The organism is Verminephrobacter aporrectodeae subsp. tuberculatae At4 (assembly GCF_000193225.1).
GTDB lineage: Bacteria > Pseudomonadota > Gammaproteobacteria > Burkholderiales > Burkholderiaceae_C > Acidovorax > Acidovorax aporrectodeae.
The window spans coordinates 1-16,706 of record NZ_AFAL01000451.1 but is presented as its reverse complement, the minus strand read 5'-3'; the positions used below and the strand labels follow the sequence as shown (position 1 = coordinate 16,706).

The 16,706-nt window shown below is 68.4% G+C and carries 11 protein-coding genes and 2 pseudogenes; 7 read left to right on the top strand and 6 right to left on the bottom strand.

What is annotated here, in order from left to right; all coding sequences use genetic code 11:
• Positions 1-31 precede the first annotated feature (31 nt).
• The 6 genes from VTU_RS0114705 to VTU_RS0114680 all read right to left on the bottom strand — a co-directional run bounded on the left by VTU_RS0114705 (position 32) and on the right by VTU_RS0114680 (position 7,620).
• On the bottom strand, positions 32-556 hold the full coding sequence (locus tag VTU_RS0114705) for a phosphoribosyltransferase (RefSeq protein ID WP_010105455.1): 525 nt from the start codon (positions 554-556) through the stop codon (positions 32-34).
• Positions 557-604: 48 nt separating this feature from the next.
• Positions 605-1,981: an adenylosuccinate synthase gene (locus VTU_RS0114700; protein ID WP_010105454.1), complete on the bottom strand. Its 1,377-nt coding sequence runs from the start codon at positions 1,979-1,981 to the stop codon at positions 605-607.
• A 27-nt stretch (positions 1,982-2,008) separates the two neighbouring features.
• A complete protein-coding gene (locus tag VTU_RS0114695; protein WP_010105453.1) occupies positions 2,009-3,163 on the bottom strand; it encodes an ATP phosphoribosyltransferase regulatory subunit in 1,155 nt (384 codons plus the stop codon).
• Positions 3,164-3,339: 176 nt separating this feature from the next.
• Positions 3,340-4,935 carry an amino acid permease gene (locus tag VTU_RS27420; RefSeq protein WP_010105452.1) on the bottom strand — a complete coding sequence of 532 codons (1,596 nt, stop codon included), beginning with the start codon at positions 4,933-4,935 and terminating at the stop codon, positions 3,340-3,342.
• A gap of 102 nt (positions 4,936-5,037) precedes the next feature.
• Positions 5,038-7,293 carry a N,N-dimethylformamidase beta subunit family domain-containing protein gene (locus tag VTU_RS0114685; protein WP_010105450.1) on the bottom strand — a complete coding sequence of 752 codons (2,256 nt, stop codon included), beginning with the start codon at positions 7,291-7,293 and terminating at the stop codon, positions 5,038-5,040.
• Between the two features lie 6 nt (positions 7,294-7,299).
• Positions 7,300-7,620 (bottom strand): N,N-dimethylformamidase alpha subunit family protein, encoded by a 321-nt coding sequence (locus VTU_RS0114680; protein ID WP_010105448.1) that lies wholly within the window; start codon positions 7,618-7,620, stop codon positions 7,300-7,302.
• Between the two features lie 289 nt (positions 7,621-7,909).
• On the opposite strand from VTU_RS0114680, the gene VTU_RS0114675 reads away from it, so the two are divergent.
• The 7 genes and pseudogenes from VTU_RS0114675 to VTU_RS27405 form a co-directional block, all read left to right on the top strand.
• A complete protein-coding gene (locus VTU_RS0114675) occupies positions 7,910-8,953 on the top strand; it encodes a sugar ABC transporter substrate-binding protein (RefSeq protein ID WP_010105446.1) in 1,044 nt (347 codons plus the stop codon).
• A 58-nt stretch (positions 8,954-9,011) separates the two neighbouring features.
• Positions 9,012-11,561 carry an ATP-binding cassette domain-containing protein gene (locus VTU_RS0114670; RefSeq protein WP_010105444.1) on the top strand — a complete coding sequence of 850 codons (2,550 nt, stop codon included), beginning with the start codon at positions 9,012-9,014 and terminating at the stop codon, positions 11,559-11,561.
• On the top strand, positions 11,554-12,531 hold the full coding sequence (locus VTU_RS0114665) for an ABC transporter permease (protein ID WP_010105441.1): 978 nt from the start codon (positions 11,554-11,556) through the stop codon (positions 12,529-12,531). The genes VTU_RS0114670 and VTU_RS0114665 overlap by 8 nt, the downstream gene beginning before the upstream one ends.
• Positions 12,512-13,528 (top strand): annotated as a pseudogene (locus tag VTU_RS27415) (NAD(P)/FAD-dependent oxidoreductase); the annotation flags it as partial. The gene VTU_RS0114665 and the pseudogene VTU_RS27415, both read left to right, overlap by 20 nt.
• Before the next feature lie 383 nt (positions 13,529-13,911).
• Positions 13,912-14,001 (top strand): annotated as a pseudogene (locus VTU_RS34900) (hypothetical protein); the annotation flags it as partial.
• Positions 14,002-14,326: 325 nt separating this feature from the next.
• Positions 14,327-15,178 carry an FAD-dependent oxidoreductase gene (locus VTU_RS27410; protein WP_236610749.1) on the top strand — a complete coding sequence of 284 codons (852 nt, stop codon included), beginning with the start codon at positions 14,327-14,329 and terminating at the stop codon, positions 15,176-15,178.
• A gap of 394 nt (positions 15,179-15,572) precedes the next feature.
• A partial coding sequence (locus tag VTU_RS27405; protein ID WP_010105436.1) for an FGGY family carbohydrate kinase occupies positions 15,573-16,706 on the top strand: 1,134 nt, incomplete at its 3' end.

Genomic DNA, 16,706 nt, shown 5'->3' with positions numbered 1-16,706 from the left:
TTTTCTCCAAAATTCCTCCTCGCCCGACCGCTCACACCCGCCACTTCTCCAACAGCTTGTCGGGACTGAGGCTGTCGTAGCCTTCGAAGGGCTGATGGATCCAGGGATTGGTCGGAAGAAATTCCACCGCGTAGTCCGGTGAGAACGTGGACATGCCCTTGGTCCAGATGACTGCACTGCGCAATTGTGTGATGGATGCGTAGTTGGTCTTGAGCATGTCGATGACCATGCGCAGGGTGTTCCCGGAATCTGCGAGGTCGTCAACCAACAGCACCCTGCCTGCGAGCTCGCCCTTCGGTGTCGTGATGAAGCGGGCGATATCGAGATGCCCCTGCACCGTGCCCGCCTCCGCCCGGTAGGAACTGGTCGACATGATGGCCAGCGGCTTGCCAAAGACACGGCTCAGGATGTCACCCGGTCGCAGGCCCCCCCGCGCAAGACAGAGGATCGTGTCGAACTCCCACTCCGACTGGTGCACCTTGAGTGCCAGCTTCTCTATGAGGCTGTGGTATTCGTCATAGCTGACGTAGAGGTGCTTCCCATCTTCGGTCAGCATGGAGTGGCTCCTGCGCGGACAGGCTGGTCGGCGCGGCGGTTGTGGGCGTCAATCCACGGCATAAGGGTGCCGCAGCGTGATGGTGTGATTCCGATCCGGGCTGGTGGAGATCATGTCGACAGGAACCCCGGCGACCTGCTCGATGCGCTCCAGGTAGCGGCGCGCGCGTTCGGGCAGTTGCGCATAGTCCGTCATCCCTGCGGTGGATTCGCTCCAGCCAGGCAGGGTCTCGTAGATCGGAATGCAGCGCGCGATGTCTTCCGCCCCCATCGGCAGCAAGTCGATGCGCTCACCGTCGAGCTCATAGCCGATGCAAAGCGATAGTTCGTTCAAGCCATCGAGTACGTCCAGCTTGGTGATGCACAGACCGGAGAGGCCGTTGACCTGCGCGCTGCGCTTGAGCAAGGCGGCGTCAAACCAGCCGCAGCGGCGGCTGCGCCCCGTCGTCACGCCCTTTTCAGCGCCGATGGTGCTCAGGTGGTGCCCGGGTGTGCCTGGCGTTTCCCAATCCAGTTCCGTGGGAAAGGGCCCCCCTCCCACGCGGGTGCAATAGGCCTTGGTGATTCCCAGGATGTAGTGCAGCATGCCCGGGCCAACGCCCGAACCAGCGGCCGCGTTGCCCGCGACGCAGTTGCTCGAGGTCACGTAAGGATAGGTGCCGTGATCGACGTCCAGCAAAGTGCCCTGCGCGCCCTCGAAGAGAAGGTTGGCTCCGCCGCGGTGGGCCTCGTTCAACTCGCGTGAGACGTCCGCCATCATGGGCTGGAGCCGTTCTGCCTGGTGCATGGCCTCGGCGTAGACCGTGCTGAACTGCACCTTGCCGTCCTGGATGTACGGTTTCAGCGCGGCACCAAAGACCAATGCGTCAACGCGCAGGTGGGTCGTCAACAGGTGGTTGTAGAGGTCGAGCAGTTCGCGCAGCTTGGCAGCAAAGCGCTCCGGGTACTTCAGGTCCTGTACGCGCAGGGCGCGTCGCGCGATCTTGTCCTCGTACGCCGGGCCGATGCCCCGTCCGGTGGTGCCGATTCTCTCGCTGCCGCCCTGTTCGCGCGCGGCTTCCCTGGCCACGTCGAGCGCCGCATGAAAGGGCAAAATCAACGGGCAGGCCTCGCTGATGCGCAGGCGCGAGCGCACTTCGACGCCCGCTTTCTCGAGCCCCTCGATTTCCTCGAATAACTTGGTAGCCGAAAGGACCACGCCGTTGCCGATGTAGCACTTGACCCCGGCGCGCATGATGCCGCTGGGAATCAGGTGCAGCGCTGTCTTCACCCCGTTGATCACGAGCGTGTGGCCCGCGTTGTGCCCGCCATGGAAGCGGACGACTCCCTGTGCACTCTGCGTCAGCCAATCGACCAGCTTGCCCTTGCCTTCGTCACCCCACTGGGTACCGACCACCACGACGTTGCGCCCCTTGCTTGTTTGCATCTCGAATCCAGTTCAAATGCCCATGGCTCAAACGGTCTGCACGACCCATTGGCCCGCGATCCGACGCAGTTCACGGTCGCAGTGAAATTCATCCACTTCGCTCTCATGCCCTGGCAACACGCAGACCACCGTCTCTCCGGCACAGCGCAACTCGGAGATCGCCGCATGCACGTCGGCCGCCTCCCCCCAGGGAGCACGAATCGCCGCTTTCAGGGCGCGCGGCGGCACCAGCGCCACCAGCTGCTTGATGTCCAGGCTGAAACCCGCAGCGGGCCGGTTGCGACCGAAAACCGCGCCCACCTCGTCATAGCGCCCACCGCGCACCAGGGCATCACTCGCCCCCTGGGCGTAGATCGCAAAGCGCGCACCGCTGTAGTACGCGTAGCCGCGCAGGTCCGCAAGATCGAATGTGATGGCAGCACCATCGCCGTCGAGCCGGGACGCGAGCCATTGCAAATTCGCCAGCACCTCGGGCACACCCGGTATGCGCTCGAGGACCTTCTGCGCCTCGATCAGAACGGATTCATCGCCGTATAGCTGCGGCAGGGCGAGCAAGCCTTGTCTGGAGTCTGCGGGGAAGTCGCGGGTGAGCCTGGCCAGTTCCCCGGAGTCCTTCGCGGCCAAGGCCGCATGGAGGCCGCTCAGGAGCGAAGGACCCAGATCCATGCCGGACAAGAGCCTGCGGACGATGCGCACGTCCGCCAGATCGATCGTGGTGTCGCGCACACCGGCAACGCGCAGGCATTCCCTGGCCAGTTGCAAGGCTTCCAGATCGGCCTCGAGCCCGGCGTGCCCATAAATCTCCGCGCCAAATTGGAGCGGTTCGCGGGTGGCGTGCGGCCGATCGGGACGGGTGTGCAAAACGGGCCCGCAATAACACAGGCGCGTGACTCCTTGCCGATTGAGCAGATGCGCATCGATGCGCGCGACCTGGGGCGTGGTGTCCGCCCGCAGGCCCATCGAACGCCCGGAGAGTTGATCCACCAGTTTGAAAGTCTGGAGATCGAGGGTCTCACCGGTTCCTGTCAGCAGCGATTCGAGATGCTCCATCAAGGGCGGCATGACCAGCTCGTAGCCGTAACACCGCGCGGCATCCAGCAGCCCACGACGCAATTCTTCGATGTGCCGCGCTTCGGATGGCAAGACATCGGCAATGTGATCCGGGAGAACCCAGGCGGACATGGAAAAGAGCGGGCTGTTAAAACTGCGATTCTAGTCCGAACTTTGGCCCTGATTCGGCCCAAACCCGGCATGCATGCTGGCAGAAACCCAGCGGGCTTTCATGCTTGTTCAAAGCGCTTGCACCGCGTCTGCCCCGCCGAATCGCGGGGCTTGGGTTGGGGGGCCTGAGCGGGCATTTATTTCGGGTTAATCATGCTTGGGGTGTGCGCGTCCGTCGCTGCGGCCTGCCCGACCGCTTCCTCGGCCGCCTCTATCGCGTGCGCACGCCGGGTGATTTCGGCGCCAATCGGCGGTCCCTTGAAGCGGCGCCGTTCGACGCCAAACCACAGCAGGGTCAGAAACAGGACGATGCCGCAGATGTAGTCGATCAGGACGTCCGAAGGCGGCTGAATCCCCGCGTAGATCAGCACCCCGACGCCCATGCACGACAGGACTGCCAGGGGTTTGGACCAGATTCCCAAACGGAACGGGCCAAACTGCGTCCACCGCTTGCCCTCGGCAAAGAATCCGGCGGCAATCGGCATCGCGTAGGACACGTAGATGAAGAGCGCGCAGCCTGCGGCCAGCGCCGAAAAGGCCGGGGAGTAGAGGGTTGCCGCGACCGAGCAGCCCGCGCCGAGCCAAATGGCCGCCACCGGCGTGCGCCAGCGCGCGCTCACGCGGCGCCAGATGCGCGAGCCCGGCAAACCGCCGTCGCGCGCAAAGGCGAAGATCATGCGCGAGGTTGAGGTCAGACCCGCCAGGGCGCAGATGAAATTCGCCACGACGATGGCGATCGCCAGAACATTCTTCAGCCAGGTCGGCGCAGGCAGCGTGTTGAACAGATTGAACCAGGCGCTGCCGCCTTCCTTGGCCATGGCCGCCAAATCGGGACTCGCCAGCACAAAGGACGCTGCCATCACCAGACCGAACAGCACGGACCAGAAGACCGAATGCAAGATGCCGCGCGGCACGGCGACCCGGGCGTTATGCGTCTCTTCCGCGGTGTGCGCCGAGGCGTCGAAGCCCGTGATCGTGTAGAGCGGGTAGAGCAGGCCGATCAGGAACGCGACGAACGCGCTGCGCGGCTGCGCAATCAGCCCCCCGCCGGCCTCTCCGGTCATGTTGGCAAACGTCACCAGACGGGAGAAATCCCAGGTCGCTCCCCAGATGAGAAACGTTGCGGTGAGCACGATGGCGACGACGAAAATCAGGTAGCCCGAGAAGTTCGTCAGCATCGTCGTGAGCCGGATACCGAAATGATTCGTCAGCGCCTGCACCAGCGTAATCAGCGAGACGGCGGCGATCTGGACCCGGATCGCATGTGCGTTGCCGTCTTGGGCGGGATCGACGGTGAGGCTGCCCACATCGACGTGGAACACGCCCGCCAGGACCAGGTCACGAAAAAGGTACCAGACTCCCACGTTCACCGAGGCCACCACGAATAGCAGCCCGATCAGGTTGAACCACGCCGTGGCCCAGCCCCAGCCGCGTCCGCCAAAGATCGAGGACCAGTGATAAAGCCCCCCGGCCGTGGGATACGCAGAGCCTATCTGCCCCAGACAAAGGGCCACCACCAGCGCGAAGCAGCCGCCGACGATCCAGCCGACGAATACCTGGAACCCGAATCCGGTGCTCAGAGCCTGCGGGAACGAGGTAATGCCACCCGCGAGGATGCAGATGATGGAAAAGGAAATCGCAAAATTGGCAAACCCGCTCATGCGCCGCGCCAACTCCTGCGCGTAGCCCATGGAATGCAGGGTTTTGACATCTTCGTCTATCGGCTGGTTCATGCTGGCTCCCGAAGTGATGGGGTGGCGGACCCCGGATGATGGGGCGCACGCGAACGCGCCCCTGTCGCGGCTTTGACAGACGCCGAGGCGGCCTGCCGGCTTTCAACCGGGAAACGGGCGTGCGTCAAGAAAGCGGCGCAGGACGTTTTCGGTGAGTCGGGAAATGTTGTTCGCATAGCGGTTGTGCGAGAGCGCGCCCGCATAGGCGATCGAGCCGACGCTGAAGACCGCGCCGCCCTTGCCGCTTTCGAAGAAGACGATGTCGCTGCGCACCGCAGGGCACAGGTTGCCGGTCGTCCCCATGAAGTTGAACAGCATGTCCTCGACCACCAGCACATGCGCCTCGGTGTGCGGGCCCGAACTTGCCAGGACCAGCGCATGCGGCGGCGAACCCAGGGCCGCATCGTGGCGGTCAACCTCCATCCCCGCAGCGCCGCCGCCGATCAGGCCGAAATCGCCCAGGATCTCGTCGTCGATTCCGGCAAACGCAAAGGCCACGCGCGGATCGTCCCTGGACGCCTGCGAGCGGCGGTAGGGCGAGGACTCGTCGAAGCCCTGCGCGGCGAAACCCACGCCCACCAGATGGTTCGGCGAGCGCCGGCCCTGCCTGCGCCACATCCCCCCGTATTCGCCGGTGAAGGCGTGGTAGTACTCGCCCGTCGGCGGCTCCCAGGCGCGGCTTCCGCCCTCGGCGCGCCGCGTCTCGATGATTCCGGGAACGCTGTCGTTGAACGCGATGCGCCAGTAAAAGCCGTTTCCCCCCATGTACATCAGGCGCCCGCCCCCGCGCGTGAAATCGAAGACCGCCTGCCACATGGCCGCGGAGCAGTACTCCGGATGCGTCGCGGTCATGAGCACCTGGTAGTGCGACAGCAGGGCGCCTCCTTCCCGGTGCAGGTCCTCGTCGGTCACCACGTCGTAGTCCAGGCCCAGGTGTTCGATCCAGTCGGTGATGTGCGTGTCGGCGTTGAACTGCCAGAGGTTCGACGGCCGCGCGCCGTGGTTCGACTCCAGCTTGGGGCGCAGATTCAGCATGGGGCGCAGGCGCGACGAGTAATGGACGCCGCTGCCGTCCGAATGCCGGTCGTACAGCGAGTGGCCGTACTCACGGTGCTCGTTGAGGAAGACCTGGTGCGGATGGATCACGAGCGCGCGGTTCAGGTGCAGTTCGACGAGTCCGTCGTTGGTGCCGAAATGCTCGTTCGCGTAAGCCATGTAGGTGGCCAGCGGGAACAGGTAGAGCAGCTTCGCGCGCGCCGCGCCCGGCGCGGGCTTGACGACGAAGACCACGAACTGCTCCTCGCCTTGGGCGCTGAGCTGAAAGGCGTAGATGCCGCTGCGCAGGTCCTTGGGCACCTGGTACGCGAGATCCACCTGCCACCCCGCGTCGTGCAGGTCGTCGTCGTGAAAATGCACGGCGCTCCACTGCGCGGGTTGCTCGCGCCAGCAATGCACTTCGCCGCTGAAGTTGTGGCCGGTGACGGCGCGCGTCGGCATGTTCACGAAGCGGCCGTCCAGGCCGGCTCCGCTGCCGTCGTGGAAACGCGCGGTTTCCATGCCGATGGAAAAGTCCCAGGCGCCCAGGAGCCGGGCCTTTTGCGCGGCGCTCCAGGTATCGCCTTGCAAGGCCCTCAGCGCGGCCAGATCCAGCGCGGCGTCGACGACGCGCGGGCGGTCGATCTTGCCGTTGAAATGATCGCTGGCGCAGGGGCGGCCGGCGTCCTGCCCGCGCCAGGTCGCAGCGAACACCAGGGGGACGTCGGCGCCCAGCCCCGGTGCGCTCGCGGGCGGGCATTGCCGGTGCTGCACGTCCTGGTCCGCGATGGTTGGAATCGGCGCCAGCGGGATCTGAAACACCGACAACTGGCCGCTCGCGGCGTCGCAGCTTCCGGCAACGAAGTACCACTGGCCGGCGAGCAGCGGCACGCGGCTGGCCACGCCGTGCACCGAGCCCGCTGCGCTGAGCTCCAGCAGCGTGTGGCCGCCGGCGTCAATGCCCAGGGTCAGGCCATCCCCGGTCCGCGGATCGCAGCGGGAGATGATCGCCTGCCGCCCCTTGAGCGGCGTGGTCGGGCAGATGAACGCCTGAAACGCCAGCGAGCGCCCCGGCGGCCATGCCGGCAGGCGCTCGACGAGGCCGAACGAGCCCGCCAGAATGCGCTGCGGCCGGCCCGGCAGTTCGCGCCGGACGCCGTCGGTGGGCAGGATCTTCAGCGCCGGCGCGGCGGGGCAGCTGTCGCCGTGCACGAGCCGGACGGTTTCCACGGAGTAGCGGGGGTACTCGCAGTGCACCATGAGTTGCAGCGTCTCGCCCGGGCAGACGCTGACCCGATCGACGTAGGCAGTGATGTTGAGCATGGCGGGCTACGCGTCCAGGATCGTGTAGCCGAGCCGGTCCCGGACGCGGCGCCGGAAGATGGCGCATTCGGCGGCGTCGATGTCGCGGTAGCGCTCCCCGAGATGGGAAATCGGCAGGCCGCGGCCGTTCATGCGCACCAGCAGCCATTCCTGGTGCGGCACGCTGCACAGCAGCGCCAGCTTGCCCTGCATCGGCTCGCTGCGCAGCCAGTTGATCAGGCGCTGCAACGCCGGGCTGTGCTGCCCCGTGGTCTTGGCACGGAACTCGCGGTAGAGGGCTTGCAGGTGCGGGCCTTGCCGCCACTCGGGTGGCACATAGGGGTTCATGCGCGTTCACCTCTTATCAGCTTGCTGTTTTGACCGAATAGTCATTCCGTCTTCGGGCCTGGATGATCCATGAAAACCGGGAAATTGGGGCAGCGGACAGCAGAAATTCGGCGTTTCTCAGGGTAATCACTGAGCTTGCGAAGTTTTTTACGATTGCCTTTTCAGTCAATGAAAAATACCATTCGGTCACACAGGGGGTCCGCAGCAGCCGGCCGACGCGGGCGGTGTCTGCGGTCCCCGTGCGGCTCGTTCTTCTCCACCCCCTTCACAGGAAACCACAGGAAACGCCATGTCCGGATGTCGAAAACTCGCGCTCTCGGCCCTGCTCGCAGCAGCGGCCTCGTTGCTTTCCCCCGTGCTCGCTGCCGCAGCAGACAAGGTTCCGGTCGTGGGCATCGTGGCCATCGACCTGCAAAACTCCTTCTTCGTGCGCATGCGCCAGGCGGGCGACGAAGCGGCCAAGGACTATGGCGTGAAGACGATCTGGCAGGGATCGGAGGGCAGCCTGGAGAAAGAGGTCTCGAACATCGAGAACTTCGTCAACCAGGGCGTGGACATCATCCTGGTCGATCCGCTCGATCGCGCGGCCATCGCCAGCGCCGTGCAAAAGGCCAAGGCCAAGGGCATCCCGGTGATCGCCATGGGCAACAAGGTTGACGGCAACTGGAACTACAACACGCTCTACCCCGACTACACGAACATGAGCATGGTCGCGCGTGCGCTGGGCAAGCAGCTCGACGGCAAGGGCGAGGTGGCGCTGCTCATCGGCGGCAAGGGCAACTACGTCTCCGACACGCGCGAGCAGGCCTTTCGCGACGTGCTGAAAAAGGAGTTCCCGGGAATCCGGCTCGTCGGTGTCGAGCCGACGAACTGGGACAGCTCGCGCTCGGCGAACGCCATGCAGACCTGGCTCTCGACCTACCCGAACCTCAAGGGCGTGGCCTGCTTCGCCGATTCGATCTGCATCGCGGCCAAGGCCATCGCGGACGCGAGCGGGCGCAAGCTGCTCTTCGCGAGCTACGAGGGCGACCCGGAAATGTTCCCGAGCGTGGCCGACGGATCGACCGTCATCGACGTGCTCAACGGCGCCTACCGCGTGGGCTACTGGAACATTGCTGCGGCCGCGCGCATCGTGCGCGGCGCCAAGTACGGCACCGACCTGTTCATGCCCACGTACTTCGTGATGTCCGAAAAGACCGCGGGCGCGCTCCGGGCCAAGGGGCTGGATCTGCCCTTCATCACCCCGGAAAAAGCCAAGACCGAGGCGCTGAACTACCGCGCCCAGATGGGCCCCAAGCAGCCCGACGCGGCGCTGTCCGTGGGCAGCAAGTAGCCAACCGCGCGCATCCTGCCGTCCTGCCGTCTTGGTTCTCCCCGGGCCACCCCTGTCCATGGCCGACGCCACCGGGACCCGCACGCCACCTGCCTTGCGCACGATGCGCCGCGAGCTGTCGCTGCTCGCCATCGTCGTGCTCGTTCTCGCCGGCTTTGGCGCGAGCACGCCGCGCTATCTGTCGGCGGAGAACCTGCTGAACATCGGGCAGCAGACGGCGGTGATCGCGACCGTGGCCTACGCCATGACGGCGGTCATCATCTGCCGGGGCGTGGACATTTCCGTCGGCGGCACACTCGCCGCGAGCAGCGTGCTCGCGGCGCTGGCGATGCAGTCGGGCGGGCTCCCGGGCGGGCTCGGGGTCTTGCTGGTGATCGCCGTGGGAGCGGCCTTCGGTCTGCTCAACGGGGCGCTCGCGAGCTACGCGGGGATCAGCCCGCTGGTCGCGACGCTCGCGGTCTGCGCCCTGGCGCGCGGCATGGCCCTGAGCCTTTCGGGCGCGCGCTCGGTGCCGGTGGACAGCGGGCTGTATCTCTGGTTTGGCAGCGGGAGCTTGTTCGACGTTCCGGTCAGCTTCCTGATCGCGGTCCTGCTCGCCGGGCTGTGGTTCCTGCTGTTGCAGCGCACGGTGTTCGGGCGCTGGGTCTACGCCACCGGGGGCAATGAGGACGCGGCCCGGGCCTCGCTGATCCCCGTGCGCGCGGTGTGCCTTATGACCTATGTGCTCGCCGGGGCCAGCGCCGGCGTCGGCGCGCTGCTGACCACCGGCCGGGTCGGCTCCGCCCAGCCCCTGTCGGGCGCGGGGCTGGAGTTCGCGGCGATTACCGCCGCGGTCATCGGCGGCACCCGGCTCTCGGGCGGCCATGGTTCCATCGTCGCGACGGCGCTCGGCGCGCTGCTGTTGGGCGCGGTGAATACCGGCCTGTCGTTCCTGCAGGTGTCGCAGCAGGTGAATTACTTCGTCACGGGCGGTTTTGTGATCGCGGCCGTCGTGCTCGGTCAAAGGGGTTCGCTGCCGCAGTTCGCACCGGGTTCTGCGCTGCGCCGCCGCCGGTCCGCCCCCGTGGCGGCTGCGGCGCAGCGGGCCGGCACAGTGGACGCAGTGGACGCCATGGCGCAGCCGCATACGCTGGAATTGCGCGCCATCGGCAAGCGCTTTGGCAACGTCCAGGCGCTCGCGGACGTCTCGCTGCGGCTGCGCAGCGCCGAGGTCCTCGCGCTCGTCGGCGAAAACGGCGCGGGCAAATCGACGCTGGTCAAGCTGCTCGCGGGAATCCACACGCCGCAGCAGGGGGAGATCCTGCTCGACGGCCGCGTGCTCGCGCTCGCCAGCACGCAGGACAGCCGCGCCGCGGGAATCGCCGTGATCCACCAGCATTTCAGCCTGATCCCCGACCTCACGGTCGCGGAGAACCTGGCGCTGGCACGCGGGCATTTGCCGAAGCGCTTCGGGTGCTGGCTCGACCGCGCGGCGATGCGGCGCAGCGCGCGGCAGGTGCTCGACGCCTTGCAGCTGCCGGTCGATCCGGACGCGATCGTCGCGCGCCTGACGATAGGGCAATGCCAGATGGTCGAGATCGCCAAGGCCACGCTGGCCGAGGCCTGGCTCATCGCCATGGACGAGCCGACCAGCGCGCTGACGAACCATGAACGCGACCTGCTCTACCGCTTGGTCGGCCAGCTGCAGCAGCGCGGCTGCTGCGTGCTCTACATCTCGCACAAGATGCAGGAGATCTACCGCCTGGCGCAGCGCGCCGTGGTGCTGCGCGATGGCCGCGTCGTCGCCGAGGCCGACCTGGCGCGCACCGACGCCGCCGCGCTGATCCGGATGATGGTCGGCCGGGACATCCGCGAGGTATTCCCGTTTCGCCCCGCGCGCACGCGGGATCTGCTGCTCGACGTTCGGCAGCTGTCCGACCGCAGGCTGCTTCAGGGAATCGACCTGCAGGTGCGCAGCGGCGAACTCGTCGCGCTCACCGGATTGATGGGCAGCGGCAGAACCGAGCTGCTGCGCTGCATCGCGGGGTTTGCGCCATTCACCCGGGGACGCGTCGCCATCGGCGGCGCCGCACTGCGCGTGGGCAGCGCCTTGCACGCCGCGCGCCTGGGCGTCGCCTACGTGCCCGAAGACCGGCACCGGGAGGGCTTCGTCGGCAGCATGTCGCTGCGCGACAACCTGGGCCTGCGCTGGATCAGCGCGCACAACCGCGCGGGCTTCGTCGCGGCGGACGGGCTGCGCCGGCTGGCCGCGCAGCTCATCGCGCGGCTCGGCGTGCGCCCGCCCGACGCCGAGAATCTGGTGCAGCAGCTCTCGGGCGGGAACCAGCAGAAGATCGTCCTGGGCAAATGGCTCGCGACCGAGCCCCGCGTGCTGCTGCTCGACGAGCCCACGAACGGCGTTGACGTGGGCGCCAAGTTCGAGATCCACAAGCTCATCGCCGACCTGAAAGGGCAGGGCGTCGCGATCCTGATGGTCTCCAGCGAACTGCCCGAGGTGCTCGGCGTGGCCGACCGCATCGTGGTGCTCAGCGGCGGCCGCGTGGCCGGAGAGCTTGCGCGCGGCGCCACCGAGGAGCAGGTCACCGGCCTGGCGTTCAAATATGCGTAGCCTGCCGACGACCCTCCTCGACGCGGCGCTCGATCACGCGCCCTGGCTGGTGCTGTGCCTGCTGCTCGCCGCATTTGGCCTGGTGGACGCGCGCATCGTCGCGCGCGAGAACCTGTGGGTCGTCGTGCAGCAGGCCACGCCGATCGCGCTGCTCGGCCTGGCCGTTTTCTGGGTCCTGCTGACGGGCGAGATCGACCTGTCTGCGGGCCACAGCGTCACGCTCAGCGCGGTCAGCATGGGGACGCTGCTGTCCTCGGGCGTGGCGTTGCCGGCGGCGCTCGGCGTCGGATTCGCCTGCTGCGCCGTGGTCGGCTGCGTGAACGGCTTGCTGGTGGCGGCGCTGCGTATTCCCTCGTTCATCGCGACGCTGGCCAGCATGCTGCTGCTGCAGGGCGCGACGCTGATCGTCGCGACCACCGGAACCATCCTGGTGCTCGACCCCCGCTTGCGCGCGTTTGCCGGCAGCGCGGGCGCGGGCGTCTCGCCGATGGTCGCTTTTACCGCTGCCGTCGCCCTGGGCTCTTGGTGGCTTGCGCGCTGGACGGGCTTTGGCCTGAAGACCTTTGCGCTCGGATCGCACCCCGCGCGCGCCGAACTCGCGGGCGTGCGCGTGCAGGTGCAGAAGTTCGGCGCCTTCCTGCTGTCCTCGGTGTACGTCTTTCTGGCCGCGGCGATCATCATCGCGCGCGTTCCGGTGGTGAATCCGGGGGTCGGCGGAACGGGCCTGCTGCTCGACGCGATCGCCGCCGCGGTCATCGGTGGCACGAGCCTGCTCGGCGGCCGGGGAACGGTCGGCGGCGTGGTCTGCGGCGCGCTCACGATGAGCCTGCTGACCGCGGCGCTGCGCGTGCTCGGCGTCGAGCCCTCGAGCCTGGACCTGTACAAGGGCGCGATCATCGTCCTGATCCTGCTCGGCGACCGCAGCCTGCACGCGCTGCGCGCGCTGGCGCATGGGCAGCGCCATGGTTGAGGCGGGCTATGACGTCGCGGTCGTCGGCGCCGGCGTCGTCGGCTGCGCCGTCGCGCGCCGCTTCGTTCTCGGCGGCGCGCGCGTGCTGCTGCTGGAGAAGGAAAGCGACCTGCTCGCGGGCGTGAGCCGGGCGAATAGCGCGATCCTGCACACCGGCTTCGACGCGCCCGGCGGCAGCCTGGAACTCGCCTGCATGCAGCGCGGCTACGCCGAATACCTGGAAATCGCCGACGCGCTGAATCTGGCACTGCTCGAAACGGGCGCGCTGCTCGCGGCCTGGAACGACGCCGAGCTCGAGCGGCTCGCGCAGTTGCAGGCGCAGGCCCGGGCCAACGGCGTCGCCGACCTGCGGCGTCTCGATCGCGCCGAAGTGCTCGCGCTCGAGCCGCATCTCGCCCCCTCGGTCCTGGGCGGCCTGCTGGTTCCGCGCGAGCACGTGATCGACCCCTGGAGCGCGCCGCTGGCCTACCTGCGCCAGGCCGTGGAAAACGGCGGCCGCGCGGTGTTCGACGCCGCTTTGCTGGCGGCAGAGCGGGTCGGCACGCAGTGGCGCTTGCGCACCGCGCAGGGCGAATTTCACGCCAGCTGCGTGATCAATTGCGCCGGACTCTGGGGCGACCGGGTCGAGGAAATGCTGCTCGGCAACGCAAGCTTCCAGATCCGGCCGCGCAAGGGGCAGTTCGTGGTGTTCGACAAGGCCGCGTCGGCGTTCCTGCGCAGCATCCTGCTGCCGGTGCCGGGCGAGCGCAGCAAGGGCGTGGTTCTGGCGCGCACCGTATTCGGCAATCTGCTGGTCGGGCCGACCGCCGAGGAGCAGGAGGACCGCAGCCGCGCCCCGGTCGAGCGCGCCGTTTTGCAGCAGCTCGTGGACAAGGCCGGGCAGCTGGTGCCGGCGCTGCGCGGCGTTCCCGTGACCGCCGTCTACGCGGGCCTGCGGCCCGCGAGCGAAAACAGCGCCTACCGCCTGCGCCTGGAAGCGGACGCCGGCTACCTCGCGCTGGGCGCAATCCGCTCCACCGGACTGACTGCCGCGCTCGGCCTCGCGGCGCATGCGTTCGACCTGCTCGCGCCCTGCCTGCCGGGTCTGGCGCCGCTCGAGAACCCGCTCTGGCCGCGGGTGCCGAACCTCGCCGAGCACCGGCCGCGCGACTGGGAGCAGCCCGGGGACAACGAAATCGTCTGCCACTGCGAACGCGTGACCCGGCGCGAGATCGAGGCCGCGTTCACCGGCTGCCTGCCGGCGCGCGACCTGGGCGGCCTGAAGCGCCGTACCCGGGTCTGCATGGGCCGCTGCCAGGGTTTTTTATTGCGCGGCCCGCGTGGCCGAGTTGAGCGCCGGGCACTTTGGCGCTCCGCTGGCTGTGGCGCAACGGGGCGCGCATGGCTAATGCGCTGCATGCGATCGACGTGCTGCTCGTCGGCGGCGGCCCCGCGGGCATTGCGGCCGCCGTGGCGCTGCGCCGCCAGGGGCTGCGGCGGGTCGTCCTCCTGGAGCGCGAAGACTGCGCCGGCGGCGTGCCGCGCCATTGCGGGCACCCGCCCTTTGGCATGCGCGAGTTTGGCCGCGTCTGCACGGGGCCGGCGTACGCCCGGCGGCTGGTCGATCTGGCGCAGGCCGCGGGCGTAGAGCTGCGGGTGCGCACGACCGTGCTCGGCCTGCAGCGCGAGGCCACGCTCGACACCGTCTCCCCCGCGGGTCGCGAGCGGCTGCACGCGCGCCGCGTCATCCTCGCGACCGGCGTGCGCGAGACGCCGCGCGCGGCGCGCGCTCTCGGGCGACCGCCCCCTGGGCGTGATGAACACCGGCGCCCTGCAGGCCTTCGTTTATCTGCGCGGCCTCGTGCCGTTCCAGCGCCCGCTCATCGTGGGCACGGAGCTGGTGGCGATTTCCGCGCTGCTGACCTGCCGCAAGGCGGGGATTCGGCCAGTCGCGCTCGTCGAAGCGGCCGCGCGACCGATCACCCATTGGCCCTGCGCGCTGTTTCCGCGCCTGCTGGGAATTCCCGTGCATTACGGCACGCAGCTCCTGGAGATCCGCGGCCGGCAGCGGGTCGCGTCGGTGCTGCTGCAGCACGCCGACGGCCGCCGCGAGGAGATCGCGTGCGACGGCGTGCTCCTGACCGGCGACTTCGTTCCCGAGGCCGCGCTCGTGCGCGAGAGCCACCTGGCGCTCGACGCCGCCACCGGCGGACCGCGGGTCGATCAGTTCGGACGCTGCTCGGACCCGGGTTTTTTTGCCGCAGGCAACCTGCTGCGCCCGATCGAGACCGCGGGCTGGTGCTTTCGCGAAGGCACGCGCATCGGCAACGCCGTCGCCGACGACCTCGCGGGCCGGCTGCCGCCCGCCGCGCAGCAATTGGCGATCGCCTGCTCGGAAGGCATACGCTATGTCATGCCGCAGCGCATCAGCCTGCCGCTGAGCCCGCAGGGCCTGCCGGACCTGCAACTGCGCGTGGACCGGCAGACCCGCGGCCTGCTCAGCGTCAGCGCGCAGGGCCGGACGATCTGGCAGCAGCGCCTGCGCAGCCTGCCGCAGCGGCGCATCCTCGTTGCGCTGCCTGAACTGGCGCTGCTCGAGGGCGCGGACAGTCTGCGCATCGCGCTCTCGGACGCCCGCGACGGACCCCATGAAGCGCTGAACCCATGAACCCGCCGTCATTCGCCGCCATCGACCAGGGAACCAGCAGCACGCGCCTGCTGCTGGCCAGCGCAGGGGCCGCGCCGCAGCTGCCCCTGGCGCTGCGCAACGCGTCGCAGCACACCCCCGTCCCGGATGGGTCGAGCAGGCCCCGCTGGAACTGCTGGGCAAGGTCGAGGCCTGCCTGCAGGCCGCGGGCCGGGTGCAGGCGATCGGGATCGCCAACCAGGGCGAAAGCTGCCTGGCCTGGGACGCGCGCAGCGGCGAAGCTGCTCGAGGGCGCGGACAGTCTGCGCATCGCGCTCTCGGACGCCCGCGACGGACCCGATGAAGCGCTGAACCCATGAACCCATGAACCCGTCATTCGCCGCCATCGACCAGGGAACCAGCAGCACGCGCCTGCTTGTTGGCCGGCGCAGGGACCGCGCCGCAGCTGTCCCTGGCGCTGCGCAACGCGCCGCAGCACCCCCGTCCCGGATGGGTCGAGCAGGCGCCGCTGGAACTGCTGAGCAAGGTCGAGGCCTGCTTGCAGGCCGCGGGCCGGGTGCAGGCGATCGGGATCGCGAACCAGGGCGAAAGCTGCCTGGCCTGGGACGCGCGCAGCGGCGAACCGCTGTCGCCGGTGATCGTCTGGCAGGACGACCGCACGGCGCAGCAGCTCGCGGCCCTGCGCGCCGAAGGCGTGCAAGCGCTCACGCTGGAGCGCGCCGGCCTGCCGCTGGACTGCTATTTCTCGGCGTCCAAGCTGGGCTGGCTGCTGCGCAACGACGCCGGCGTCGCGCGGGCCCACCGCGCGGGGCGCCTTCGGCTCGGCACCACGGACGCGTTTTTTCTCGACCGGCTCACCGGGCAGTTCGTGACCGACGCGAGCACGGCGTCGCGCACCTCGCTCATGAACCTGGCCAGCGGCGCCTGGGACCCCACGCTGTGCGCGCTGTTCGGTGTGCCCATGGAATGCCTGCCCGCGATACGGCCCACGGTCGGGGACTTCGGCCTGTACCGCGGGATTCCCGTGACCGCGTCCATCGTCGATCAGCAGGCCGCGCTCTACGGACATGGCTGCCGCGCGGCGGGCGACGCGAAGATCACCTTTGGCACCGGGGCCTTCGCGCTCGCGCTCACGGGCGCGCAAATCCCGCGCGCGCCGACCTCCGGACTGCTGCCCACGGTCGCCTGGCAGATTGGCGCCGAGCGCAGCTACGCGCTCGACGGCGGGGTCTACGACGCCGGGTCGGCCGTCGAATGGGCCGGCCGCATCGGCCTGTACACGGACCTGTCGGAGATCACGGCGTTTGGCGCGGCGCCGGCGATCGCGCGCGGGCTGGCCTTCGTTCCCGCGCTGTCGGGGCTGGCCTGCCCGCACTGGGACCGCAGCGCGGCCGCGCTCTGGGTCGGGATGAACGCCGCAACGACCCGGCAGGACCTGTGCCAGGCCCTGCTCGAAGGCATTGCGCTGCGCACGGCGCAGGTGGTCCGGGTGATGGACGGGCACATCGGTGCCGCAGTGCGCCTGAGGATCGACGGCGGCCTCGCGCGC

Bases quoted from the DNA above. Each gene is read 5' to 3' on its own strand.
- VTU_RS0114700 (WP_010105454.1), bottom strand. From the start codon at position 1,981: ATGCAAACAAGCAAGGGGCGCAACGTCGTGGTGGTCGGTACCCAGTGG.
- VTU_RS27410 (WP_236610749.1), top strand. From the start codon at position 14,327: ATGAACACCGGCGCCCTGCAGGCCTTCGTTTATCTGCGCGGCCTCGTG.
- VTU_RS0114685 (WP_010105450.1), bottom strand. From the start codon at position 7,293: ATGCTCAACATCACTGCCTACGTCGATCGGGTCAGCGTCTGCCCGGGC.
- VTU_RS0114675 (WP_010105446.1), top strand. From the start codon at position 7,910: ATGTCCGGATGTCGAAAACTCGCGCTCTCGGCCCTGCTCGCAGCAGCG.
- VTU_RS0114680 (WP_010105448.1), bottom strand. From the start codon at position 7,620: ATGAACCCCTATGTGCCACCCGAGTGGCGGCAAGGCCCGCACCTGCAA.
- VTU_RS0114670 (WP_010105444.1), top strand. From the start codon at position 9,012: ATGGCCGACGCCACCGGGACCCGCACGCCACCTGCCTTGCGCACGATG.
- VTU_RS0114665 (WP_010105441.1), top strand. From the start codon at position 11,554: ATGCGTAGCCTGCCGACGACCCTCCTCGACGCGGCGCTCGATCACGCG.
- VTU_RS0114695 (WP_010105453.1), bottom strand. From the start codon at position 3,163: ATGTCCGCCTGGGTTCTCCCGGATCACATTGCCGATGTCTTGCCATCC.
- VTU_RS0114705 (WP_010105455.1), bottom strand. From the start codon at position 556: ATGCTGACCGAAGATGGGAAGCACCTCTACGTCAGCTATGACGAATAC.
- VTU_RS27420 (WP_010105452.1), bottom strand. From the start codon at position 4,935: ATGAACCAGCCGATAGACGAAGATGTCAAAACCCTGCATTCCATGGGC.